The sequence below is a fragment of the Mesorhizobium sp. RCAM 05104 genome (assembly GCF_059683645.1).
In genome coordinates this window covers 341,774-366,316 of the sequence record NZ_CM185033.1, presented here as the reverse complement: position 1 = coordinate 366,316, position 24,543 = coordinate 341,774, and the positions used below count along the sequence as shown (strand labels likewise).

Annotated in this window: 25 protein-coding genes; 24 read left to right on the top strand and 1 reads right to left on the bottom strand. The window is 61.4% G+C overall.

Annotated features, from left to right (window positions below):
• The 13 genes from AC56QP_RS02015 (at position 1) to AC56QP_RS01955 (ending at position 16,600) form a co-directional block, all read left to right on the top strand.
• A complete protein-coding gene (locus AC56QP_RS02015) occupies positions 1 to 339 on the top strand; it encodes a hypothetical protein (RefSeq protein WP_497100809.1) in 339 nt (112 codons plus the stop codon).
• Complete coding sequence (locus tag AC56QP_RS02010; protein ID WP_497100810.1) at positions 339 to 2,075, top strand: portal protein; 1,737 nt, start codon at positions 339 to 341, stop codon at positions 2,073 to 2,075. Before AC56QP_RS02015 ends, AC56QP_RS02010 begins: the two co-directional genes overlap by 1 nt.
• Positions 2,072 to 2,401, top strand: a complete 330-nt coding sequence (locus tag AC56QP_RS02005) for a Bbp19 family protein (RefSeq protein ID WP_497100811.1) — start codon at positions 2,072 to 2,074, stop codon at positions 2,399 to 2,401. The genes AC56QP_RS02010 and AC56QP_RS02005 overlap by 4 nt, the downstream gene beginning before the upstream one ends.
• Positions 2,398 to 2,574, top strand: coding sequence for a hypothetical protein (locus AC56QP_RS02000; protein ID WP_497100812.1), 177 nt, complete (start codon positions 2,398 to 2,400; stop codon positions 2,572 to 2,574). Before AC56QP_RS02005 ends, AC56QP_RS02000 begins: the two co-directional genes overlap by 4 nt.
• Before the next feature lie 55 nt (positions 2,575 to 2,629).
• Positions 2,630 to 3,202 carry a hypothetical protein gene (locus tag AC56QP_RS01995; RefSeq protein WP_497100813.1) on the top strand — a complete coding sequence of 191 codons (573 nt, stop codon included), beginning with the start codon at positions 2,630 to 2,632 and terminating at the stop codon, positions 3,200 to 3,202.
• Positions 3,203 to 3,288: 86 nt separating this feature from the next.
• On the top strand, positions 3,289 to 4,200 hold the full coding sequence (locus AC56QP_RS01990) for a hypothetical protein (protein WP_497100814.1): 912 nt from the start codon (positions 3,289 to 3,291) through the stop codon (positions 4,198 to 4,200).
• A gap of 40 nt (positions 4,201 to 4,240) precedes the next feature.
• Entirely contained in the window at positions 4,241 to 5,230 is a 990-nt protein-coding gene (locus tag AC56QP_RS01985) for a Coat protein (RefSeq protein ID WP_497100815.1), read from the top strand.
• Between the two features lie 67 nt (positions 5,231 to 5,297).
• Positions 5,298 to 5,540, top strand: a complete 243-nt coding sequence (locus AC56QP_RS01980; protein ID WP_497100816.1) for a hypothetical protein — start codon at positions 5,298 to 5,300, stop codon at positions 5,538 to 5,540.
• Between the two features lie 4 nt (positions 5,541 to 5,544).
• Positions 5,545 to 6,147: a phage connector family protein gene (locus tag AC56QP_RS01975; RefSeq protein WP_497100817.1), complete on the top strand. Its 603-nt coding sequence runs from the start codon at positions 5,545 to 5,547 to the stop codon at positions 6,145 to 6,147.
• Entirely contained in the window at positions 6,147 to 8,612 is a 2,466-nt protein-coding gene (locus AC56QP_RS01970) for a phage tail protein (protein ID WP_497100818.1), read from the top strand. Before AC56QP_RS01975 ends, AC56QP_RS01970 begins: the two co-directional genes overlap by 1 nt.
• A gap of 10 nt (positions 8,613 to 8,622) precedes the next feature.
• Complete coding sequence (locus AC56QP_RS01965; RefSeq protein WP_497100819.1) at positions 8,623 to 9,114, top strand: hypothetical protein; 492 nt, start codon at positions 8,623 to 8,625, stop codon at positions 9,112 to 9,114.
• Positions 9,114 to 12,323, top strand: coding sequence for a D-Ala-D-Ala carboxypeptidase family metallohydrolase (locus tag AC56QP_RS01960; RefSeq protein WP_497100820.1), 3,210 nt, complete (start codon positions 9,114 to 9,116; stop codon positions 12,321 to 12,323). Before AC56QP_RS01965 ends, AC56QP_RS01960 begins: the two co-directional genes overlap by 1 nt.
• Positions 12,323 to 16,600, top strand: a complete 4,278-nt coding sequence (locus tag AC56QP_RS01955) for a hypothetical protein (protein ID WP_497100821.1) — start codon at positions 12,323 to 12,325, stop codon at positions 16,598 to 16,600. The genes AC56QP_RS01960 and AC56QP_RS01955 overlap by 1 nt, the downstream gene beginning before the upstream one ends.
• Here the strand turns inward: AC56QP_RS01955 and AC56QP_RS01950 are convergent.
• Entirely contained in the window at positions 16,594 to 16,809 is a 216-nt protein-coding gene (locus AC56QP_RS01950; RefSeq protein ID WP_497100822.1) for a hypothetical protein, read from the bottom strand. The two genes, AC56QP_RS01955 and AC56QP_RS01950, sit on opposite strands and share 7 nt — an antisense overlap.
• Positions 16,810 to 16,898: 89 nt before the next feature.
• On the opposite strand from AC56QP_RS01950, the gene AC56QP_RS01945 reads away from it, so the two are divergent.
• The 11 genes from AC56QP_RS01945 (at position 16,899) to AC56QP_RS01895 (ending at position 24,543) form a co-directional block, all read left to right on the top strand.
• Complete coding sequence (locus tag AC56QP_RS01945) at positions 16,899 to 17,969, top strand: hypothetical protein (protein WP_497109018.1); 1,071 nt, start codon at positions 16,899 to 16,901, stop codon at positions 17,967 to 17,969.
• A complete protein-coding gene (locus tag AC56QP_RS01940) occupies positions 17,884 to 19,689 on the top strand; it encodes a hypothetical protein (RefSeq protein WP_497109017.1) in 1,806 nt (601 codons plus the stop codon). The genes AC56QP_RS01945 and AC56QP_RS01940 overlap by 86 nt, the downstream gene beginning before the upstream one ends.
• A 21-nt stretch (positions 19,690 to 19,710) precedes the next feature.
• Positions 19,711 to 19,881, top strand: a complete 171-nt coding sequence (locus AC56QP_RS01935; protein ID WP_497103906.1) for a hypothetical protein — start codon at positions 19,711 to 19,713, stop codon at positions 19,879 to 19,881.
• Positions 19,882 to 19,940: 59 nt separating this feature from the next.
• Positions 19,941 to 20,192 carry a DUF7338 family protein gene (locus tag AC56QP_RS01930; RefSeq protein ID WP_497103905.1) on the top strand — a complete coding sequence of 84 codons (252 nt, stop codon included), beginning with the start codon at positions 19,941 to 19,943 and terminating at the stop codon, positions 20,190 to 20,192.
• Between the two features lie 18 nt (positions 20,193 to 20,210).
• The gene (locus AC56QP_RS01925) at positions 20,211 to 21,518 is read left to right on the top strand and encodes a peptidoglycan-binding protein (protein WP_497100825.1); all 1,308 of its coding nucleotides are present in this window, start codon (positions 20,211 to 20,213) and stop codon (positions 21,516 to 21,518) included.
• On the top strand, positions 21,518 to 21,790 hold the full coding sequence (locus AC56QP_RS01920; protein ID WP_497100826.1) for a hypothetical protein: 273 nt from the start codon (positions 21,518 to 21,520) through the stop codon (positions 21,788 to 21,790). Before AC56QP_RS01925 ends, AC56QP_RS01920 begins: the two co-directional genes overlap by 1 nt.
• Complete coding sequence (locus AC56QP_RS01915) at positions 21,775 to 21,987, top strand: hypothetical protein (RefSeq protein ID WP_497100827.1); 213 nt, start codon at positions 21,775 to 21,777, stop codon at positions 21,985 to 21,987. The genes AC56QP_RS01920 and AC56QP_RS01915 overlap by 16 nt, the downstream gene beginning before the upstream one ends.
• Positions 21,988 to 22,084: 97 nt before the next feature.
• Positions 22,085 to 22,678: a hypothetical protein gene (locus AC56QP_RS01910; protein WP_497100828.1), complete on the top strand. Its 594-nt coding sequence runs from the start codon at positions 22,085 to 22,087 to the stop codon at positions 22,676 to 22,678.
• On the top strand, positions 22,675 to 22,839 hold the full coding sequence (locus AC56QP_RS01905; protein WP_497100829.1) for a DUF3309 family protein: 165 nt from the start codon (positions 22,675 to 22,677) through the stop codon (positions 22,837 to 22,839). Before AC56QP_RS01910 ends, AC56QP_RS01905 begins: the two co-directional genes overlap by 4 nt.
• A 54-nt stretch (positions 22,840 to 22,893) precedes the next feature.
• The gene (locus tag AC56QP_RS01900) at positions 22,894 to 23,343 is read left to right on the top strand and encodes a hypothetical protein (RefSeq protein WP_497100830.1); all 450 of its coding nucleotides are present in this window, start codon (positions 22,894 to 22,896) and stop codon (positions 23,341 to 23,343) included.
• A gap of 189 nt (positions 23,344 to 23,532) precedes the next feature.
• Positions 23,533 to 24,543, top strand: a complete 1,011-nt coding sequence (locus tag AC56QP_RS01895) for a hypothetical protein (protein ID WP_497100831.1) — start codon at positions 23,533 to 23,535, stop codon at positions 24,541 to 24,543.

Sequence of the window (24,543 nt, the reverse complement as noted above, 5' to 3'; positions counted from 1 at the left end):
ATGGCCGGACGCAATTCAACAGCAAATCGCGGCGGCGCGATCAAGCGTGACAGCACGGGCGAATATAAGGCACTAGCTGCCGGTGCGACCACGGCTCTCGGCGCTGGGACCAAGATCGGCGACTATATCGAATCCCTGACCGTAGTCGTTGCCACCGCTGCCACCGCGCAAGTGCAGATCAAGGACGGTTCCGATACTGCGATCACCGTGTTTCCGAACTCGCCGGGACAGGGCGTCGGCACCTATCTGGTCTGGCTGGGCGTGAAATCGCGCACTGCCGGCTGGTCAGTCATTACCGGCGCCGGCTCGACGGTTCTTGCAGTGGGCAATTTCACCTGATGGCATACACCGGCGATTCCCGCGCTGCCGATGTGCTGTCGCGTCAGTCCGAAATGGAGACTGAGCGAAGCCACTACGAACCCGCCTGGGAGGCGGTCGCGGAATTCTGTGATCCGGACGCGCCCGACATCTGGTCGAGCCGGTCCAGCCGCAGCCTGACTTCGCAGCCTGAGCGCAGCGAAAGCAAGGGAAGCCGCGTCTACGCCAACACGATCAACTCGGCCGGCAACCGCCTGGCCGCTGGTCTGGAAAGCCTGATCATCCCGCAGTCGGAAAAGTGGCATGGCCTGTCCACTGCGGCGATGAACGATGAAGAGACGGAAGAGGAAAAGGAATGGGCTGAAGGGCTCCGCGATTTCCTGTTCTCGCTCCGCTACTCGGCGAACTCGAACTTCGTGCCAGCGACGCAAGCCTGCCTGCGCAACGTGGTGCGCTACGGTCCGGCCTATCTCTACGCTGAAGAGGGCTTCGGTGGGACGATGATCCGCTATGCCTCGATCCCTGTCGTCGAAGGCTTCATCTCGCGCAACCGGTGGGGCATCGTCGACACGTTCCATCGCCGGTATGAGCGCACTGCGCGACAGGCTGCGCAGATCTTCGGCTATGACAAGCTGCCGGCGGTGATCAAGGCGCTGGTCGACGATCCGGTGAAGATCGAAACCAAGATCAGCCTGGTGCAGTGCATCAAGCCGCGCGATGAAAGGAAGATGTACAACATCGGCGGCGTTTACCGGTACCTCGACGCTGATTTCGCCTCCTACCATGTGATTGAGCAAGAGTGTGAAATCGTTAAGGAAAGCGGCTTCAAGACGTTTCCGATCGCCTCTTTCAACTGGCGCCGGTATGAGGGTGATCCTTACGGCATCTCTCCGACGATCGAAGCGCTGACGACTGTCCGCGAAGAGAACGCGGTTCGCCGCTCTGGCTTGCGTGCGCTGCAGCAAGTGACCGACCCGGCAACGGCGTCGCGTGCCCGGCTCGATGATGTGCCGGTCCTGAACCCTGGTGAGAATTATCCTGGCCTGATCAGCGACCGGGGCGAAGCGCTGATCGCGCCAATCAACACCGGGGCAAACCCGACCTATGCGTTCAACTATGCCGCCACGCGGGCCGAAGAGATCCGCGACATGATGTTCGTGAACCTGTTTCAGACGCTGGTGCAAAACCCGCAGATGTCGGCAACCGAAGCCCTGATCCGGCAGGAAGAGAAAGGCGCGCTGCTCGGTCCCTCGGGCTCGATCATTCAAGCCGGTTTCGCCACGAACCTCGATCGGGAGCTGGGTATCTTGGAAGAGAAAGGGCTTTACGACGAAGACAGCCGCTTTCGTCCGCCGGCATCGCTCGCCGGCAAGACGGTGCGTCCCACCTTCACCGGGCCTCTCGATGTGCTGCGTCGCTCGGCTGAAGCCCGCGACACGGTGCAAGTCGTCACCACGGCGATGCAGATGGCGCAATTCGATCCTGAGATCATGGACAACATTGACGGCGACGAAGCGATCAAGGTCGTCCAGTCCGCCGGCCGCAGCCCGCAAAGGATATTCCGCAGCGCTGACGAAGTCACGGCCAAGCGCGATGCGCGGGCAAAGGCGACGCAGGCACAACAGGGGATGGCCGCAGCCGCAGCCGCCAGCAAGATGGCAAAGGACGCCGTTCCTGCCGCCGTGCAGGCTCGTGACAGCGGCCTGATGGACAGCCTGTCCGGTCTGATCCCTGGCCAAGCCGGTGGCGGCCAATGACCGCAAGGAAGTTTGCTCGGGCCGGTCAAGTCGGCGGTCCGGCCAATGCCGACGATGCGCTGACGAAGGCTTATCTCCGGGTCTTCTCCGGCGCCGACGGCGAGATGGTGCTGACTGATCTGGCTGACATGACCGGCTATTACCGCCGGCCGTCCTATGCCGAATGGATGGCGAAGACGAAGACGCCGCAGGGCTTCGAGCTGCACAGTGCTTTGTCGAACGCTCGGGCCGAAGTCCTGCAGCACGTCATGAAGTTTCTAACGCTCGATGACGATCAACTGATCGCTCTGGAAAGGGCGGCACGTCTCGAACGAGCACGGTCGTGAAGTTCGAAAAGCGTCGGCAAGTGGTTGACGCATGGCAATCCGGTTCCACCGAACCGAAGCCGCAGTGGGTCAAGCATATCCCCGACGTCGGCTTCTGGGTCGTGAAGAGCAAGAACGGGACTGACTATCTGCATCCGGTCGTTTTCGCTGAGCGTTACGTTCCGGTCCAGTGACTGCCGATCGGCGCGGCTCGCCGAAAATCCCTCCCTAGAATGAAGGAATATCATCATGCCTCGTGGTTTCGCACGATCCCTTGCACGCGCCGCTGCTCGTGAAGCAGGCGTCAACCCGCCCAAGGCGGGGCTTACCGCCGTCACCACCGGGCGCGGCGGTCGCTGGCGCACGGTCTTCACCTTCAATGCGATGCAGATGACAGTGACTGATGCGCTGGCGTACGCCTCGCTGAAGATCTTCGACTTTGCCGACGGCAAGGTTCGGATCAATGGCGGCGTCGCCAAGATGCAGTTCGCGGTCCTGACTGCACGCCCGTCGACTATCAACGACAGCGCCTCGCTGACCTGGGGCCTTGGCTCTGCCGCCGCCTCGGCCGCCACTCTGGCGACCACCATGCAGAATGTCATCGCCGTCACCACGCGCACGCTGGACGGCGCCACCACGGCGCTGTCGACGGCATCCCTTGCCGATGTGGTCGCGCCTGCCACGCTCGACGGCACCACGACCGCGATCGATCTCTACCTGAACCTGTCGTTTGCGACCGGCACCGACATCGATGGCGACGGCACCGTGGCCGTGACCGGCGCCATCACCCTGTTCTGGGAGAACTGGGGAGACAATGTCTGATCTCGCCATAACGGCGTGACGGAAAGGGGCGCTCGCTGCGGTGGCGGCGCCCTTTCCATTGGAACCACCGCCAAGGAATTTCTCACATGAGTGATCAGGCAGAAGCCGGGTCCGTGGCTGCAGTAGTGCAGCCGGCGGGCAACCTGGAGAAGCCAGCGGCTGCGGTGGACAACGGGTCCGCCACCGAAGGCGTAAAAAGTTGGTTTGACGGTCTTTCCGAAGGCAACCGTAAAATCGCTGAAACCAAGGGCTGGAACAAGTCGGACAGTGCCGATGTGGTGCTGACCTCTTATGCGGAACTCGAGAAACAGCAGGGCGAAAGCCTTCGCGTTCCGGCGGCCGATGCTCCGAAGGAAGAGTGGGAAAAGTTCAATGCCCGCCTGCCTGAAGACATGCGGCCGATAACATCGCCTGACAAGATCGAATACAAGCGCCCGGAAGGGCTCCCCGAAAACCTGCCATATTCCGACGAACTCGCGACTGCCTCCAAAGCATGGGCTGCGGAAGCGGGAGCAACGCCGAAAGTTGCGCAGGCCTACCACGATAAGTTTCTGGGCTACATGGCCGATGCGGCGAAGGCGGAACAAGTCCGCGTCGCTCAATCGGTCGAGACAACCCACGACGATCTCGTGAAGGATTGGGGACCGAAAGACAGCGACGGCTTCAAACAGAAGCTGGAACTGGCGAACCGGGCGGTCAAAAAGCTCGATCTGGTCGACGCCTTCAAAGAGGCGGGTATCCTTCTGCCTGACGGCTCGCTCACCAAACCAAAGGTTGCGCGTGCTCTGCAGGCCGTCGGCGAAGGCATGTTCAAAGAGGATACGATTGACGGTGATCCTGCTCGCGGTGGGGACAATCCCTTCAAGCGAGACGCAAAGGGTGAACGCAATCTGACGGCGATTTCCGCGCTTGTGAAAAGCGACCCCGAACGCGCGAAGCGGCTGTGCAAGGAGGCGGGCGAAAATCCCGAATCCTGGTTCCCGAGCAATCCCCAGTAAGCTGGGCCTCGGCGCTTCGCCTGCCTGAAGGAATAATAAAATGGCTGACGCCTACACTCGCATTTCGGATTCGATCGTCCCGTCCGTCTATGCGCAATACTCGTTCGAAGAGCACGTGCAGAGCCTGGAAATCTACCAGGCCGGCATCCTGTTCAACGATCCGGCGATCACTGCGAAGCTGAGCATGGGCGGGCGTTCCGTCGATATGCCTGGCTGGAAGGATCTGGGAAATGATCCCTCGGAACCGGTCAACGACGACCCGACCGATTCCATCGAAATGAAGAAGATCGGTTCGCGCCGCGAAGTTGCCGCGCGTGCGGTTCGTGCGCAGGCCTGGGGCATTCCCGACCTGACCTCGATCCTTGCCGGCGATGATCCGCAGAAGCTGATCGTCCGCCGTCAGACCGATTATTGGCAGCGTGCCAACAAGCTCGCGATCCTCGGCATTCTGAAGGGCGTCATCGCCGACAACGTCATCAGCAATTCCGGTGATCTTGTCCGTGTGACCGGGGCCAGCATCGTCGACACCGACATCATCGAAGCCGCCTATCTTCACGGCGACCGCGCTGACAAGTTCAAGACGATCTGGATGCACTCGAAGCAGATGAAGGCGCTGAAGCTCGCCGACCTGATCGACATGGTTCCGTCGTCTGAGCAGGGTGGGCCGATGATCCCCTACTACATGGGCCTGCGTGCAGTGGTCGACGACGATATCCCTGTCGCATCGAACGTCTACACGGCGTTCATGTTCAAGGATAAGGCGATCATGTGGAACGAGCTTCCGGTCAACACCGAGGGCGGTCCCCTCGAATTCGACCGCAAGCCGCGCCAAGGCCATGGCGGCGGCGTGACGGAAATGGTTGGGCGTCGTCACTTCGTCCCGCACGTTCCCGGCACGCGCTTCCTCGACGCCTCGACGGCCGGCGAGTTCGCAACCGATGCTGAGTATGCATTGGCCGCGAACTGGAACCGCACGGCGTCCAGCGTCAAGAACATGACCTTCATCGCGCTGAAGACCACGGAAGCCTGATCTGGCTGAAACTGGAAACGGGCGGGCGGCTTCGGCTGCTCGCCCTTTTGTTGTGGAGATTGACACAATGACGAATGACGAAAGCCTGCCCGGCCCGGCTGATCTGGCCGGCGAGACTGCCGAACCTGTGGGCAAGCCGGTGCGCCGGAAGCGCAAGCAATTCGATCCGCCGCCGAAGCGCCGTTACCTCTCGGGCTCTTCGGCGCTGCTCTACATGCAGCCGGCCGGAAACACGCCGCCGGCTTTTGGCCAGCGCGTTCGCGACAAGTATCGCGGGCCGTCGCTGCGTCCTGCTCCGTTGAAGGCCTGAACCAATGGCAGGGATCACACCGGTTGACGTCGCCAACATGGTGATTGCCGTCTTCGACGAATCGCCGATCGACAGTCTCGACGAAGACGTGAAGGCGGCGCGCCTGCTCAACCTGCATTTCGATCTGACGCGGGAATCGGAGCTGTCGAAGTATGCCTGGTGCTTCGCCATCCTGTCGGCGTCGGTCGTTGGCACCGATACCGCCTCGGGCGACTGCACGCTGAACTGGGTTTATGAGCTGCCGGCGGATTGTCTTCGGCCGCTGCCGCTGACCTATAACGGCGAACCTGACGGGCTCCGGATCAATTACCGGCAAGAGGCTGGCTTGATCTACACCGATCAGTCGAGCCCGCGCATCATCCGCTATATCGCGAACCTGACAGACCCGAACGATTGGGACGCGCTCTTCACCGAAGTGCTGGTCGGGGCTCTGGCGGTCAAGATCGCTCATCCGCTGACGCACAAGAGCGGGATGATCGACGTGGCTCGCAGCGTCTACGACAGGGCTCTGGACGCGGCTTTCTCTGCGCAGGCTATCCAACGCTCCGGAAGGCTCGTCACGACGTCCTGGGCCGCGCAGCGTGGCGACGCAAGGTCGTTCCGCTGATGGCGACGCTCTACCCGATCCAAGACACGTTCGTTAGGGGCGAAATCTCGCCTCGGCTGCACGCGCGCGCGTCTCTCGATCTCTATCGCGCCGCGCTTTCGCAGTGCACCAATCTGGTCACGCTGCCGCATGGTGGCATCCGCAAGCGCGGCGGCTCCTACTTCGTCAACGAAGTGAAGACATCGGCCAAGGCGACGCGCGGCATCCCGTTCATTTTCTCGTCCGATCAGGCTTACATGCTGGAATTCGGCGATCAGTATATCCGGGTCTATGCGTACGGTGCACGGGTGGGATCGGTCGAAGTCTCGACGCCGTATCTCGAAGCCGATCTGTTCGAACTCGACTATGTGCAATCGGCTGATCAGATGTGGATCAGCCATAGGAACTATCCGCTCAAGGTGCTGACGCGGACAGCGCACACGTCATGGGCTCTGACTGATTTCGAATTTCTCGACGGTCCCTACGATCCAATCAACGACACGGCGACCTCGTTGACCCTGGCCAATACGGGACATCTTACGCCAATCATGACGACGAACACGGCGCCAAGCGGCACGGCTTCGACTGCCAGCGGCACCGCAAGCGCCTTCAACATGTTCGACCGTGACAAAACGCAGACCATCGTCCTATCGGGCGGCGGTGATGGCTATATCCGTTTTCGCAACGCTGCCAGCGCACAAAGGGTGGTCGACGCCTATTGGCTCACCACGGCAAAGGACATTTCCAGCAACCAAGATTTCTTCACGTCCTGGGAATTTCAGGGCTCGAACAACGGAACCGACTGGGTCACGCTCGACACTCGGGCGGCTGAATTTGGGTGGAGCAATTCGGAAACCCGGTTCTACGAGTTCGTCAACAAGGCCGCTTTTGAATATCACCAGTTGTCGTTCACCGGCGGCGGCGGCAGTGATGCGGTGAACAGCGTGAGCGCTGAACTGGCCATGCATATCGCGGCATCTGATCAGACGCCGTTCGATCTCACCGCCTCGTCGATCGTCGGCATCAACGGGGGAACCGGTTTCCAGACGACGGATGTCGGCAGGGCGATCAGGATTCTCGGTTCTGATGGCGTTTGGCGCTGGGTGAAGATCACCAGCCGCACCAGCACGACCGTGGTCAAGGTCATACTGTACGGTCATGCACTGCCGAACCTGACGCCGATCACGCGCTGGCGGCTCGGCACCTTCGTTCCCGGCAAGTATGTGGAGAGCGGTTCTCTCTACGAAGAGCGCCTGGCCTTCAGTCGCCGGTTCTCGGTCTATGCCTCGGCGACCGGTGATTTTGACAACTTCGCGCTCGGCGAGAAAGACACCGATGCGCTGGAATTCCTCCAAGCCGGCGGCGGACAAGCGAACGATATCGTCTGGATCGCCGATTCGGACGGCGCGCTGCTGATCGGAACCTCGGGCGGCATCCGCTCGCTGTCCGGCTCTGGCCTCGACGAAGCGCTGACGCCGTCATCCTTCAAGAACAGGCGTTCGCGAACCTTTGGCTGCGCCCGCGTTCGACCGGTCGACGCTGGTCAATCGTTCCTCTACGTGACGCGCTCGCGCAAATCGATCGCCGAACTCACGCAAACGGCAACCGGCAAGTTTTCGTCCGACGACATCGGCCAAGTCTCCGAACACATTCCGAAGAAGGGGGTGGTCGAGCTGGCGTTTCAGACTGATCCCGATCCGGTCCTGTGGTTCCCGACCGATGACGGGCAGCTCGGCGGCTATACGCATCAGCCTTCGCAAGACGTTCGCGGGATGCATATCCACCAATTTAGCGGATCGTTCGGCGGTTCGACCTGGGGCATTGTTGAAAGCGCAGTCGTCACGCCTGGCCAGAATGGCGACGATGATATCTGGCTCATCGTCAAGCGCACGATCGGCGGCGTCACGAAGCGCTATATCGAAATCAAGACGGCGCCGTTCGAATATGGGCTGGTCGCTGACGCTTTCGAAGTCGACTGTGGCCTTGCCTATTCGGGGGCGGCGGTCGGCACGGTTTCAGGGCTGACGCATCTCAACGGCCAAGTGGTCGATGCTCTCGCCGATGGTAAGGTCTACAAGGGCCTCACCGTGAGCGCCGGGGCTGTAACCCTGCCTGGCGGGGCAACCGCGGCTAAATGGGCTGTAGGCCTGCCCTACGTGGCGGCGGCCGATAGTCTGGAACTCGATGTCGGTGGGAAGGACGGCTCGATCGTCGGCCGGCGCAAGAAAGTCGCGGCGCTGATGCTGTCGCTGCTGGAAACCGACACGACTGGCTTGACGATCTCGTCCTACATTCGCGGACGCTGGGAGACGGTCAAGCTGCCGTCGGTCGCGGTGCCTGACGGAAAGGCCAATCTGTTCACCGGCAACGTCAAGGTGAATATCGATGACAGCTGGGAGGGGCAAGGCCGGGTGAAAATCCGCCACGTCAACCCGACGCCGTGCACGATCAGGGCAATCACGCCAATTTTTGACAGTGAACCGTAGGGGCTCCGGAATGTGCACACTCGCCCTAATCGGCATTGGCCTTTCCGTCGGCGGCGCGCTGATGCAAGGCCAGCAAGAAAAGCAGATGGCCGACATGCAGGCCAAAGCCTATGAGCAGCAAGCGGCGGCCGACGCTCAAGCCGCTGCGTTCGAACAGACGCAGGAAAAGCACAAACAAGATCTGATGGAAGCCAGCGCACGCGCGCAAGTCGGCGCCTCTGGTGTCGCTGTCACCGGCTCGCCTTCGGAAGTGCTCGCGGCCAATGCCCGTCAAAACCAGCTTGACCTGAAGTCCATTCAATACGGCTCGGCGCTGCGCCAGAACAACCTGAACACGCAGGCTTCGATCTCGCGTTTCAGTGGGAAGCAGTCGATGGCGGCCGGCATCTTCAAAGCCGGTAGCAACCTCGTTGGTGGCCTCGCCGGTCTTTACAATCCTGCAAAATCCGTGGGGCTCGGAATGAACGCGTTCCCGGATGCGCCTGGAGGGTCACCGTTCTAATGGCCGTCATTCCCCTTCAAGTTGCACAGCGCTCGCTCGACACGGGCAACGTTGTTTCATATCCGCAGGGCTCGCCCATCGGTGCAGCCATCGAAAGCGGCGGCGATCAGCTGCAGGCGGTCGCTGAACACTGGAAGGCGGTCAAGGATCAACAGGACAAGTTCGACACTGGCGTGGTCGATGACGAGCTGAAGCAAAGGATCGCGGCGGCCGAAGATGCGGCGGCGCGTGATCCGAACCTGCCGGCCGATGGCTCGGGCCTGCACGATAACATGTATGGCGCCGTCGATCCCCGGTCCGGCCGCGTCATCAAGCCCGGCACGTTCGACAAGATTTTCGAAGAGCAGGCGCAAAAGGTTCCGGAAAGCCAGCGTGCGAACTTCTACAAGACGAAAGAGCCGACGCGCCTGGCTGGCTCGAACCGGTTCGCGACGGTCCAGTATACGACCCGGCAATCGTATGAACAGGTCGAACTCGCCAAGTCGCAAGACAACATCCTGAACGGCATCCTGCAGGGCGACCCGAACGACATGAAGACGTTCCTCGCCTTCAAACAGCAAGGCTTGGCGCGCATCGAATCCACGACGGCGCCGGCTCTCGACAAAGAGAAGGCGAAATATAACTGGAACGCCAACGCCACGAAGGCGCTGTTTCAGGCTTGGCTCGAAAAAGACCCGAAAGCCGCCGGCATGGCGCGCGCTGCGTTGGGCTTCGCTGGCCCGGTGCAAGTCGGCGGTGGCGGCAATCCGAACCTGCCGGCCGGAATGCGGAACAACAATCCGGGCAACATGAAGTTTGTCTCGAATAGTCGCTTCGGTGGTGTCGTCGGGCCTTCCAAGAACACCGATCAGGGCGACCCTCAAATGGTGTTCGCCACACCGCAGGATGGAATGCGGGCGGCCTATCAGCTCGCGGTGCGCAAGTATCAGGGCGGCAAGACCACGGCAAACCAGCTCATTGCCGGTGATGGCGGCTGGACACCTGGCAATACGCAAGCGGCGGCGAACATCGCGGCGACCATGGGCATCGGCCCGAATGACGATCTGAACCTGCAGAACCCCGCCAGCGCGGCGAAGTTCCTGCGCGGTCTGGTGACGCAAGAGCACGGGCCGGCCTCCCAAGCCTATCCTGACGCGATGCTGGCCGATGCGGTCGCCGGTCGCGCCGGTCCTGCTGACGGCGCGACCGCTGCCTCTGCGCCTCGGCCGCGCTCGCCTGGTGTCGATCTGCCGATCGTCTTCGGCAACACCGCCGGCCGCGTGTCCTCGGTCCCTGACATGAAGGGCGTCAAGCCGGAAGTGATCAGCAAATTCCGCAGCCTGCAGAACGTCTTCGGCACGTCACTGCCGATCGTCTCGGGCTATCGTGATCCGGCTCGCAACGAACGGGCTGGCGGTGCCAAAGCTTCGCAGCATCTGGAAGGCAACGCCTTCGACATCGACGTGTCTGCCATGCCGCGCGAAGACCGGGTTCGCCTGATCCAAACCGCTCGGGCTGAAGGCTGGGGCGGCATCGGCGTCTATGGAAACTCCATCCATATCGACACTGGCCCGGTGCGCGCCTGGGGCGCGTCGCACCATTCGGACAGTCTGCCGGGCTGGGCTCGCTCCGCACTGGCTGACGCGCCTGCGGACGGGGAGCCGCCGGCCGCCTATGTGCATTCCGCGCCCGATCCGCGCTTCGCTGGCCTGTCGCCTGACGATCGGCTGACGCTGCTCAATCAGGCCGATGCGCAGTATCGCCAGCAACAGGCGTCCGACATCGCCACGGCGAAGGCGGATTACACCGCATACAAAGACCGCTTCAAGCTGGGCGTTGCCGATGGCACGATCAAAGAGCCCGGCATGATCCTGGCCGATACTCGGCTGGATGACGGCGACAAGGCGGAACTGTATTCCTCGCTGCAGTCGAAGAACAAAGAAAACATGGGTGTCGATGCGCTGATGAGTGCGATCGGCGCCGGGCAGAAAGTCGACATCAACCCGTTCAACCCGGATGTGTCGAAGATTGCCGACAAGGCCTACAATCAATTCATCTCGGCTGTTCCGCCGGACAAGCGCGATCAGGCTTCAACCGGCTTCGTGGAATCGACCGGCTACATTCCGGACACGCTGCAAGCGAACCTTCGCCAAGGTGCCGCGTCGAAAGATGCCGGCGAACTGGCGGCCTCGCTGTCGCGCGCCGATGCTGTGGAAAGGATCGCGCCGACTGCCTTCACGACCATTCCGGGCAATGACGTGCAGACGAAGCTGACCGACTACCGGCATCTCGTGAATGAGCTGGGCATGTCGGGGAAAGACGCTGCGCAAGAGCTGATCCGTCGGGCTGATCCAGCCGTCAAGGTCAATCGTGAAGTGCTGAAACCCGACGCCGAGAAGTTCCAAAAGACGCTGACCATCGGCGATGTGACCGACGCTTATGACCCTGGCATCTTCGGTTCCGAACCGGGCGCCGGCATCATGCCAGAACAGTCGTCAGCGCTGCTCGCCGAATATCGGGAGATCGCGACCGATGCGTTCTATGAAACGAACGGTGACGTCGGCCTGGCCAAGTCTCGAGCCCTGGCTGAATTGAAGACCCGGTGGAACATCACCAACATCTCGGGCGCTCCGAACCTGATGCGCCTGCCGCCTGAAAAGCAGTATCCGCCGATCGGTGGAAACTTCGACTATCTCCGCGCCGATGCGCTGGCGACTGCCTCGGCCTATGCCGAACCTCTCGGGCACAAGGTCGAAAACGTGACCGTGCTGCCGTCGGCGCAAACTCGCGCCGACATCGAATTGAAGCGGCCTCCGCGCTACCGGTTGTTTTACCAGTACACTGAGCACGGCCAAACCAAGTTCGACGAAGTGCTGTCCGGCCCGTGGGCGGTCGATGCTGCCACGATGCAGAAAGTGTCGGATGAAACCGCGACGAAGTTCAAGCACGATCTGGCGATCGACGATCAGGCCAACGACATCGAGCGCGCTGCGGTCGCCAAGGCCAAGGTGATCAACGAAGACCCGAACACGCAAGACTTCATCCGGGCTCTCAACTCGGAAGCGACGATCGGCGCCGGGCGCATGCAGGCCGATATGTACCGTTCTGAGCAGAAAAAGCTGGAAGAGCCGCCAGCGCCTCCGCAACAGCCCCGACCGCAGCAACCGCGCGGCGGCGGTAGCCCTGATGCCGGTGCGGCGTTCCGACGGAAACCAACGGGAAATAACTGATGGGCATCGTCAATTATCCCGATGATCCGGCGCCGCTCTCCCAATTCGGTGCGGTCGATTACACGCCTGATCCTGGAAAGGAAATCGATCCGGATACGATGACGATCATCGGCTCGGCCTTCCGGCAGAACAACACGGTCGCCTCGATGGCGTCGAACAAGATGGCCGGCATCGACACGGCGTCGCGGGAAGACGGCTTCACCGGCGATGTCATGTGGAAAGAGCTGCAAGGGTCGCGCTACGAACAGTCCTGGGATCGGTTCGCCAAGATCCACAACCGAATCGCCTTCAATGCCCTGAAGTCGCAAATCGATATGGAAGACGAAGACCGTCGGAACCTCGATGCTGGCGGCTGGACGGCAACCGCTGCCAGTTTCGGCGCCGGGCTGATCGATCTGCCGTCTCTGGTGCCTGGGGGCGAATTGGTCACCGGTGTCCGAATTGGTCGGGCTGCGATGATGACCGGCGCACGCACGGCTGTCGCGGGCGCTGTGGGTGCCGGCGTCTCGGAACTGGCATTGCAGGCAAGCCAGCAAACCCGGCCGCTGTCGGAAAGCGCCATGAGCATCGGCGCCGGTGCTGTCTTCGGTGGCGTGCTCGGCTCTGGTGTCGGGGCTCTCATGTCGCACGCCGAACGCCGCGCCGCGCTGTCGACGGTCGAACGGATCATGGCTGATCCCGGCAACCCGAACGCCTATGACGAATTCCGCGAAGGCGTCGCCAACGGCGTGGCGCAAGCCAATGGTTCGCCGCAAGCTGCCGGCGCTCAAGCGGTGCCTGGCCCGGTGCTCGACGACTATGCGATCGGCAAGGGTGCGAAGTGGGTGGGCGCCGCGCAAGCGCAATTGAACCCGATGCTGCGGGGCTCGCATAGTCCTTCGCCTGTCATCCGCGAGATCATGGCGAACACGGCAGAGACTGGCTATTACATCGAAAAGAACGCTCGCGGCGAAGGCAACATCGCGGTTGAAACTGCGGTCAAAGAATGGGATCGCGGCGCGGTCGCCAAGGCGCTGAAGACGACGCGCCAGATTTGGCAGGATGCGCGCAAGCAAGGCCTCGACATGACGGCCGAAGAATTCCGCACCGCCACGGCGAAGGCTATGCGGCGCGGCGACGAAGGCGCGCACGATGCCGTGTCGAAGGCGGCAAGCTTCTGGCGCTCGACGCTGTTCGATCCCCTGAAGGAATACGCGATCAAGGAAGGCCGGTTGCCGGCTGACGTGGATGTGAAGACGGCGACATCATATCTGTCGCGCTTGTGGAACTCGCCGCGCCTGACGGCCGAAGAAGCCCGGTTCAAGGAAATCGTTCGCCCGTGGATCGACGAACAGATTTCGCAGCTCGAATTCAAGACCGACGAAATCCGCCTGGGCAACAAGATCGTTGACAGTGACAAGGCGATGGAAGCGCACGATCGGCTGTCTCGGAAAGTGCAGGGGATCGAAGACCGGTTGTCTGAACGCACTGGCTCGCGCCAGCGCCGCACCGATGACTTGACCCGGCTGCGGCAGGATCGGCTTGACGTGCTCAAAGTGCGGGCGCCTGCGCCTCTCGTGACCATGCTGCGCGGTGCCGACGAAAACGCCGTCATGGTGGACACGGTGAAGCAGGCTCGCGCCGCTGCGAAGTCCGCCGGCAAGAAACAGCCGTTTGCCGATCGCTCGCCTGTTCTGGCGCTGATCAAGAAAAAGGGCGGTGTCCGCGTCGGTTCGAAGCTCGACCGCGAACTGCGCGCGATGGACGTGACGCCACAGACGCATCCGGGCCTGTTCATCAAGAAAGGCGGGATCGGCGATGTGGACAACTTCGTCCACTCGGAAGATGCGATTTTCGCCAATCTGCCAAGCGACGGCGCCGGCTATGTCGACCCGGTGTCTGTCATGGAATCGATCCGCAACGAACTGGGCGGCAATCCCCTGCGCACGGCGGACGAAGAGGCTGCAGCGGCGGCGCATGAGAATATCGATCAGATCGCCTCGGAATGGCTCGACCGCGTGGGCCTGCCCGCAAACGCCACGGTGAAGCAAGTCCGCGACCATATCGTCCGCGTGCACGCTGCGGAACGCAACACGGAAGGACTCGACACGCGCATCTCTCGGTTCGAACGGGAGCTGGAAGAATTCGATCATGCGACAGACGCCGTCGTCAACGAGCACGCGATCAGCAAGACCGAAATGGAAACGGCCAGCCAACACCTGCAGGCGCTGGAAGCAGAGATCGGCAAGATGTCCGACCTCGCCAACACGTCGCCGCGCGTGAAGCTGGTCGTCGACTATGCCACGACAAAGCGCGACCTCTTCAAGGCAAAGCTTTCCGAACGGTCGCTTCGCAAGCGTGTCGACGCGCTGCGCCGCATGGAAGCGGAAGGTCGTGCGAATGACGCGATGCTATCCGAACTGGCGGCCAAGTCGATCGATCTGGATCGCCTCGCATCCAACATCGAAGGGCTGAAGATCAGGGCCAACAAGCTCGAACCGATGGTGCCCAAGGTGAAGCAGGAAATCCCCGATTTCGTTTCACCGGCCGACCGCGCCGACTATGTCAGCGGCATCGTCAACGATATCCACACGACACTGACCGGCCGCGCGAAACAGGGCATGACCTCTTACGACATGGTGATGAGCGACCGGGGGCCGATGAAGGAACGCACCTTCAACATTCCGGATCACCTGATCGAAGATTTTCTGGAACACGACATCGAACTGATCGGCCGGCGATATGCCCGCGTCATGGCGACCGATATCGAACTGGCGCGGATGGACAGGCGTCTAGGCGGCGCCGGTGATCCGACGCTGAAGAGCCAAATCGATCGGGCGCGCACCGATTACCTGCGGCTCCGCGAAGGCGTCATGGCCTCGGCGCTCGATCAGAAGGAAAAGGCGAAAGCACTCAAGGTGCTGACTGCTCGGGAAAAGAGCGATATCGAAGACGTGGCCGGCACCCGCGATCTGTTGCGCGGGCAATACCAAGTCGCCAACTCGCACACGAATTACGCTCGGGTGCTCCGCGTCGTGCAGGCGTTCAACTATGTTCGTTCGCTCGGCGGCGTCCTGGCTGCTTCGGCGACTGACGCGGCGCGGCCGGCAATGGTGAACGGCTTCGGCCGCTATGTCAGCGAGGGGATCGTTCCGCTCTTTAACAACCTGAAGGCGGTCAAGTTGGCGGTGGGTGATGGCGAACTGGCCGGCGCCGTGACCGAACGCACGCTGCAATCGCGGATTGCGTCGATGGCTGAGCTTGCCGATCCTTACTCGCACAACTCGCCTTTCGAACGGTTCATCGACAATATGTCGAACACCTTTTCGAAGCTGACGTTCCTGCCCTGGTGGAACGATTTTCATAAGTCGATCGCCTCGGTGCTGACACAGAACCGGGTGCTGAAGAATGCCCAGATGGACTATAGCGCGCTCGACGCGGCCGAACGTCGGTACATGGGTTTCATCGGCATCGAACAGGGCATGGCCGGCCGCATCGCCAGGCAATTCGAAGAGTTCGGCCAAGTCGAAGGCAACGTGCACATCCCGGGCCTCGAACACTGGACCGATATCGAAGCGCGCCGCGCCTTCTCCGGTGCGATCAACAAAGACGTCGACACCGTGATCGTGACGAAGAGCGTCGCCGACGTGCCGCTGTTCGCCCATACGCCGACCGGCCGCGCGCTGATCCAGTTTCGATCCTTCGCCATCGCGTCGAACCAGCGCGTTCTGATGCGCGGGCTGCAGGAAGGGCCGCGCTCGTTCATTCAAGGCACGCTGGCGATGATGGTCCTCGGCATGGCGGCCTATTGGTTCAAGACCAAGGAATCGAACCGGGAGTTGACGAACAACATGGGCACGCTGGTCGCGGAAGGGCTCGACCGGGCCGGCGTGTTTCCGCTGGCCTTTGAGATCAACAACACATGGGAAAAGCTGGGTGCGCCTGGCTTCTACGAAGTGGCCTCGCGCATCGGCAAGAAGATCGACCCGAACGCCGACAAGCGGGCACCGGCCTCGCGGTATGCAAACCGTGACGCCTTCGGCGCGCTGCTCGGCCCGTCATTTCAGCTCGGCACCGATGTCGCTCAAATGCTCGGCATCCCGTCGCGGGCGCTGATGGCGATGACTGACAATGATCCGTCGACCGTGCCGGACCTGAAAAAGCAGGATATCGACAGGATCTCAAAAATGATCCCGTTCGCGACGCTGCCCTATTGGCGGTGGATTATGGAAGGCGGTTTCGGGCTCGACGACTATGGCATCAAGCCGTCACTGAAGCGGGCGGTCGACGCTCAATAATCGCAGTCGTCGCTGACGTTCGCGCCTCGGTGGCATTCGGCCTGCTCGAAGCCTGGCCGGCGGGTGTGGGTAAAGGTCGAGAAGATGGCAAGCGCCAGCACAGCGAGAAGTGCCAACGCTCCGACTTTCGGCCAAGGGATATCGAATTCAAGCCACATGCGGAAGCGCTGAAGCTCGGTCAAGCGGCGGTAGGGAAGAGAACCCATCAAGGCCCTTTCTAGCGAATAGCCGCGCACTCAACGCCAAAACCCGACTTTTTCAAGCCTCGCCCTGCGGGGTGCTTAATGGAGCAAGCCTAATGGCCCGACCCGCAACTGCCGCCGTGCGCCTCCTGACCGGGGAGCGCGAACCTGTTCGCCTCGCCACGACGGCGAACATTACCCTCTATGGCCTCCAAACCATCGACGGCTTTCTGACCGTAGTCGGCGATCGGGTGCTGGTGAAAAACCAGACCGACGCCAAGACGAACGGCATCTACACCGCGAGCGCCGGTCAATGGTATCGCGCGGCCGACGCGCGCACCTCGCGCACGCTGCAGAAGGGAACGACCGTTCACGTGCAGCAAGGCACCGTGGCGGCCGATTTTGTCTTTGCCTTTGAAACGGTCAATCCGGTGATCGGGACGGACAACATCGTCCTGGCCTTCTATCTCTCGGAAGACACGCTGGGCGATGCGGTCGCGGCTGCGGCTGCGGCTGCGTCGAGCGCTTCGGCGGCGTCCACGTCGGCCGGTGCGGCGGCGACAAGCGCAACCGCTGCATCTGGTTCCGCCACGGCGGCGGCGGGCTCGGCCTCGGCGGCATCCACCAGCGCAACCAATGCCGCGACGTCTGCGACCACCGCCACAACGCAGGCCTCGAACGCGTCGACATCTGCTTCCAGCGCTGCGACCTCGGCGACCAACGCCAGCAACTCGGCGACGGCGGCATCCGGTTCCGCTACCGCTGCCTCGGGCTCTGCGACCACCGCCAGCACGCAGGCGACCAACGCGGGCAACTCTGCCACCGCTGCGGCTGCGAGCGCTACAGCGGCGGCGACTGTGGTCGCTGGCCTGCCTTACGTCTTCTCGACGACTACGGCCGACGCCGATCCCGGCAACGGCATTTTCCGCCTGAACAACGCGACCATCGCTTCGGCGACCGGCGCCTATGTCGACAACCAGGACAGCGACGCCGTCTCCCAGACGGGAATGCTCGACACGTTCGACGACAGCACGAACACCATCCACGGCACGTTGACGATCTCGCTCGAAGACGACGGCGGCGACAAAGTACGTCTTCAACGTGACCGGCTCCGTGGTCGACGGAACTGGCTACCGAAAACTGACGCTGGCTTACGTAAGCGGTGCCGGCGCCATTGCGAACGCTGAAGCCTGCTGGCTGATCTTCGACCGCGCTGGAGACCAGGGCGCCGTTGCGTCTGTTGCCGGTCTGACTGGGGCTATTGCGGCGCCGGATTTGCGGCTGTCTGGCGTTCTGCCGACGTATTGCACCGTTGCGCAACTTCCGGGCCTCGACACATCGAAGGACAGGCTTGCCTACGTCACCGACTTTGGCTTTGAGAGCTGGTATCGCTGGCAGGGGGGCGACCTGTCTACCCGCACGGTCCTCCAAAGCGTCACCTCGACTGCCGTCAACTCGGGCACCGATACGATCACCAAGGTAGCCCACGGGCTCTCCACGGCCTCTGGTGTGGTATCAACAACCACCGTCAACGGCGTCACGGTCAACACGGTGTACTACGCCATCAAGGTGGACGCCGATAACCTCAAGCTGGCCACCACGCTTGCCAATGCGCTAGCCGGTACGGCGGTGGACCTAACGGGAACCACCAACTTTACCGTTAAGCAGCTATTCGATCCGGCCCAGAAAATCTACGTGATCCCCACGGGAGGTCAACTCGACGGCACTGGGGGAGCATGGATACGGCAAGACGGCGGCCTGAACTTTGGCATCAGCGGCATCAACTACAAGCGCTTCTCCGACCGCGTTCTGGTTGGCAAGGGTGCAACGCGCTGGCTTGGTGACAGCGCGGGGGTGGGCACTACGGGGGCCGGGTCGTGGCTCAACGATGAGATCGCCCCCAGCAGCGCCTTCGCCATGTCTTACCTGCTGTACGGTGCACAGCTTGCCGCAGTGTGCGACCCAACACCGGGCCAACCTAACCTTGGCATCTTGGGTGCGGCAAGAACCCCAGATGGAAGCAGCGGTCAGGTAGCCTACGGCGGCGCTAGCTTTGCCTCCGGGCACTCGAATGGTGGTGGCAGCATTGTCTGGGGTCACTACTTTGAGGCAGTCCAGCGCCCCGGCTCAGATACGACGGTGAATGGCGTTGAGATCGAGGCCACCAGGCTTAACAGCTCGCTTGTGCCCGCACAGGCCACGCCAGAGGCCACCTACGTGCAGGGCCGCGTGTTTGGCATTCTGCTGGCGAGCGGCGGCGGCAACACCGTAGCTTACGATACCGACTGGGCGCTGCTCATTAATAACAACGGGGCCAAGTTCCGCACCGGCATCATCTTCGGACGTAATGCCCTCACCAAGGATGCCTCCACCAACTACCAGCACGCCATCATGCTGCCCGACAAGGCCCGCGTAGAGTGGTTCACGAGTGACGCACTGGGCAACTACGCCTTTACGCTGCACTCGGAGGTGTCCAACGCGGCGCATCAGATGTTCGTCATAGCCGACGACACCGGGCTGCTCGTCAAGAACACTGGTGGGAAGATAATCCAGTCCACCACCTACGTGGCGAGCGCCGTCAACTACATCGCATATAGCCCTGCTGCGACTGGTGTCGGACCAAACTTTCAGGTTCTTGGCGATGATGCCAACACTGACATGAGCCTTATCGGTAGAGGCACTGGCGGCATTCGGTTGAGAGACGGCGCGGCTACGAACAAGCTCCAGATCAACACCACCGGCATTGGGGTTTTTGGCGCCACGCCGGTAGCCAGAAATGCTCAAGCCGCGCTTACTGGCACTATCCAGCGCGGTACTTTCGACACCTCGACTGTCACGCTGCCGCAGCTTGCGGGCGTGCTTATGGCAGTCGTCAACGACTGGCGCGCGTTTGGCTGGGCCAGCTAACAGGAGAACGCATTGTACACATTGACCTTCACCGAAGAGCAGATGGCGGTCCTCGACCGGGCACTGCAGGACGTTCCGTTCAAGTTTGCCGCGCCGATCGTCCAGTCGATCAATGAGCAGATCATGAAGGCGCGCGCGGCCGAGGCCGAAACCGCAGCGACGGCTGCTGAAGGAGCAGGCAAGAAAGACTAGATACGCGGCAATATTGCGAACGAAAGGGCCGTAACCCCGGCTATGGCTTCAACGCCTATGTGCTCGGCTATGCCGGGCCGGTCACGACCGAAGTCAAGACGCCGCAGTTTGGCGTTTTCGATACCGGCGTCGCAGCCGGCTTCACCCTGGTCTATGTGACCGCCAAGGGCCGGCGCTATTTCAGCTACCGACGCGACATTCCGCTGGGCGGCGGTCGCTTCATCAAACTCTGGATCGGCTGGAAGCAACCCGACGTGAAGCTGAACGTCGGGATGCTCAAGGTCATGTTCAATCCCCTGCGAAAAATCTGAACGAAAGGTACTTTCCCTATGGATCGCACTGCATTCTTTGCCGCTCTCCGGGCGCGTGGCTCGGGGCTCTTCGGCACCAGCCTGTCGGCCGGGCAACTGGCAACGCTGAACCTGATCCTCGATGAAGGACAGGCGCGCGACGTGCCGCTGAAGCAGCTCGCCTATATCCTGGCCACGCCGTACCACGAAGTCGGCCGGCCTCTGCAGCCGATTTCGGAAAACCTGAACTACTCGACGAAGGCGATGATGAAGGCCTGGCCGTCGCGGTTCCCGACAGCGGCCAGCACGCTGCCCTATGTGAAGCAGCCGAAAAAGCTGGCCAACTTCGTCTATGGCGGGCGCATGGGCAACACCGGCCCGAACGATGGCTGGGATTTTCGCGGTCGGGGCCTGCCGCAAATCACCGGCAAAGAAATGTATGCAAAGATCGGCGCTCTGATCGGCGTCGACCTCGTCGGCAATCCCGATCTTGCGCTTCGCCCTGACATCGCGGTGAAGATCATGTTCGTCGGGATGTTGCGCGGGATCTTCACCGGCAAGAAGCTGGCGGACTTCATCAGCGGCACCAAGGCGAACTATACGAACGCGCGCGGCATCATCAACGATGACGTCAAGCGCAACGGCGCGACGATCGCCGGCTATGCCCGTTCGTTCGAAGCCTGCCTGGTAGCCGCCGACTATGCCGGGCAAGAGGCACCAGCGCACGCCACGGCGCACGCCAAGCCTCCGCTGGTGCTTGTCCGGAACTCTGAGCCTCCGCAGCCTGCCGCCCCTGTAGAGCCCGCTCCTGTGGCCGCTGATCCTGTTCCTGCCGTTCCTGATCCGCCGACGAAGGAAGTGATCGAAACCGTCCAGAAGCGGCTTGCCGACCTCGGCTACAATCCGGGCGGCATCGACGGCAAGATGGGGCCGCTGACGCGCGGTGCCATCCTGAGCTTCAAGAACGATGCCGATGGCCTGACGCCAAGCGACACGATCGACGAAGCTTTCCTGACCGCGCTCGCCACCGCGTCGCCGCGCAAGATGGCGCCGGAACGCGCCAACGCCACGGCCGGCGATGTCGCCGCGAAAATACCCGAAGCCCGCGTGCACTGGTGGACAAGGCTGGGCGCCGCCGTCGTCGGCGGTGGCACGGCAGTAACCAAGGGTGTCGACTACATCGCGCCTGCCACAAACTACCTGACGCCGTTCAAGGATTTCGTCGGCGACGTTCCGCAATATGTCTGGATCGGCGGCGTGATCTTCGTCTGCGCCGCTCTCTATCTCGCCTCGCAATACGGCGTGAACAAATCGAAAGAGGCGTTCAACGCGGGGGATCGACGCTGATGGGCGCGTTCCTCCTTTGGCTGTTCAACGCGATCATCGGCAGCAAGACGCTGATGACCGTCATCGCGGCGGCGGGCGGGGCGATCACCCTGTTCGTTGCCGGTAGCCGGCGCCAAGCGAAAAAGGACAAGGCGGCACAGGACGCCGCCAAGCTCCGCGCCGCACAGGATCGGCTGCAGATGAACCGTGAAGACGATGCGACCAAGACCACTGCGGCCGGGATGACGGACGCGGAAGCGCGCGCGGAGGCTGAGAAATGGGCAAGACACTGAAAGCTCTCGCTCTCTGCCTGGCGCTCGCCGGCTGCACGCCGTCGGCGCCGGTCGACAATCCTCGGCAAGTCTGGTGCGACCACAACCACGCGCGCCGGTCGTCTCTCGCTGTCGTGGCGGTCATGACCCGGCCGGAGCTGGACGAATTGAACGCCTTCAATGCGCAGGGCGTGAAGTGGTGCGGTTGGAAGCCGTGAACGCGCTGCCCGGCTACATCCTGTTTCTGATCGTCGTCTCGGCGGTCATCTTCGGGATTTGCCACCATTTTTGCGCGGCAACCGGGTGTGTCCTGCGATGAAAAACCAAAGGCTCGAGTTTGCTGCAATTGTCCTGGCGCTGATGACGGTCGGCGCTGCAGCACAGGAACCGGCGCCAGCGCCGAACACCGACGGCGTTTCGCTTCGGGATTTTCTCTCGAACCGGATCGAGCAGAACCGGACCGACATCCTTGATCGCGTCGACAATGACGTGAAGACGCTTCGGCTGCTGATCGATGAACGCGATCGGCTCTACAATGAACGGGCCGACGCTCAAACCAAGGCGCTGCAAGACACGCTGGCCGCGACGAAGGAATCCGCCGACAAGGCTGCGGCCGAACTCACCAAGCGCTTCGACAGCGTGAACGAGTTTCGCAACACGCTTTCCGATCAGGCGGGAACGTTCATCTCGAAGGATGAAACCAAGGCGCTGTTTGTGGCGACCGACGTCCGGTTCAAGGCGATGGAAGACAACATCAACAAGAACGCTGCCAAGCTCGACGACATGCAAAGCCGGGCGGCCGGCGCTAGCAGTCTCTGGGCAATCATTGCCGGCGTTGCGGTGCTGGTGCTGGCGATCGGCGGCTTCACGATCAGTGCCATTCGACGGCAACAGGAGAAAGCAAAATGAGCGTTCGCGGCATCATCATCATCCTGTTGCTGGTCGCCTTCTTCGGCGGTTTCAGCGGCTGGGGCGGCGGGCCGTGGTACGGCACCGGCTACTACGGCGGCGGCGGGCTCGGCTTGGTGCTGGTGATCATCCTCATTTTGATTGTGCTCGGGCGTATCTGATTTCTTCGACACGGCAACCATTCGGGCAACACGGATGTTTATAGGAAGCAGTGCATGGCAGACCAACGCGGGGACGACGCAGTGCAGAACGCTTCAGTCCAAATCAACTGGCGAACCTTCAATATCCCGAGCCTGCTCACAGTGCTCGGGACCGCAGTCGCAGTCGTGACCTATGTGAACAGCCTCGACGCGCGCCTTGCGAAGGTCGAGGAATATCGCGTCACTCGGTCCAGCGTCACCGACAGGAAGTTCGATGACATCCAGGCTGCCTTGGCGCCGCTCACGAACATGCCGTACCGTGTCGGCATCCTGGAGCAGCAGGCCACCGCGGTTAACGTCCGTATCGATCGTTTTACCGAGATCCTCACGAATACGCTGGAGCTGATCCGCAAGGATGTGAACGGGCTTTCGACCAAGATCGAGGTGCTATCAACCAAGGTGGACAATCTCGCACCCGAGAAGAAGGCCGGTCTGGTGGGCTCTCCGCCTGAACTGCTGCGGTAGCCCCATCCTCCCGTGAAGCGGCTATGATTGCCCGTAGTGGGGCGTTCAAGCTGGTTTCGAGGAAGGCCAAGACGTTGGACAGCCGTACCCTAAAATATATTTCACGTTTCCCACTTAGTTCTTAGACCAAGGCTATCGACTCTTGCGAGCCATGTTGATTTCAATCGGCATGGATTGGGAGGGAGTGCAATGGCCGAAAAATTTCTTCAGCTTATGAAGGTTGGAATGGGACGGTACCCGGCAGTGAATGCTGAGGTGTACCTAGACACGCTGGTCGCGGCATCAAAGCACTTTTACGACAAAAACGATGCTATCGCACTCATTGTCGGCACCAATGCAGGGGGCAAGGAAACACAGGATGAGACCAACGCAATCTACATCTCTGACCTCAAGGATGAGGCTAGCTACATTTCATTCCTGCTCGTTCGCGGCGATCCGGATAGGGGGTTGCCAAGTTTTGTGAACACCAAAAACCGTACTGTCAAAACGATTACGTCGGACGAACCCGGTGACGTCCCTGGGGCTTCATCACACATTGTGATCTCCAAGCAGGCCATCACCGTCGGCGGGGATCAAGGGCGTTATCGAATGGCGATGGAGCGAACTCGTGGAATTGGCCGCGCGCTCGCGAAAAGTTTCCTATCAAATCTCATGGAGCGCTATGCAAAGGAATTTCCAGAGAAGTTTGTCGCTGAGAAAAAAAGGCGTAGCGCTAAGGAGAAGCCCGAGACTATCGGGTATCGGCCGACTGTAACGTTTAATCCCCAGCAGAATGCCAGCCTTAAAAAAGACCTCGAAGAAGGTAGGATTGGCGGCTTCAAGCTGGTTCGTGGAACGAAAGATTTCCAGGGTGAAGCCGATGAGCCGAAAATTCAGCGCTTAGATCTTCAGCTTACGGCGCGCATAAACCCAACCGCCGATTTCGGCAAGGTGAGAAGTCTCATCGACCACGTTCGCCAATCTTTTGCGGGTATCGACTTCGAGGCGTTGAATATTGAACTCGTGGACGAACAGGGCCAGCCCGCTGGGAACACCAGAGTCGTAGCCATCGATCAACTGGGGGAAGCGGACATGCGCTATTGCAGGACTGTGCCGGTAGGAGGCCTCGTCGGAACCACCGCAGAATGCTACGCGGAATTCCACCCTCCGGTAATGAAGGCCGCAAAAGAAGCCATCCACAACGAGAAGTACTGGAAATAG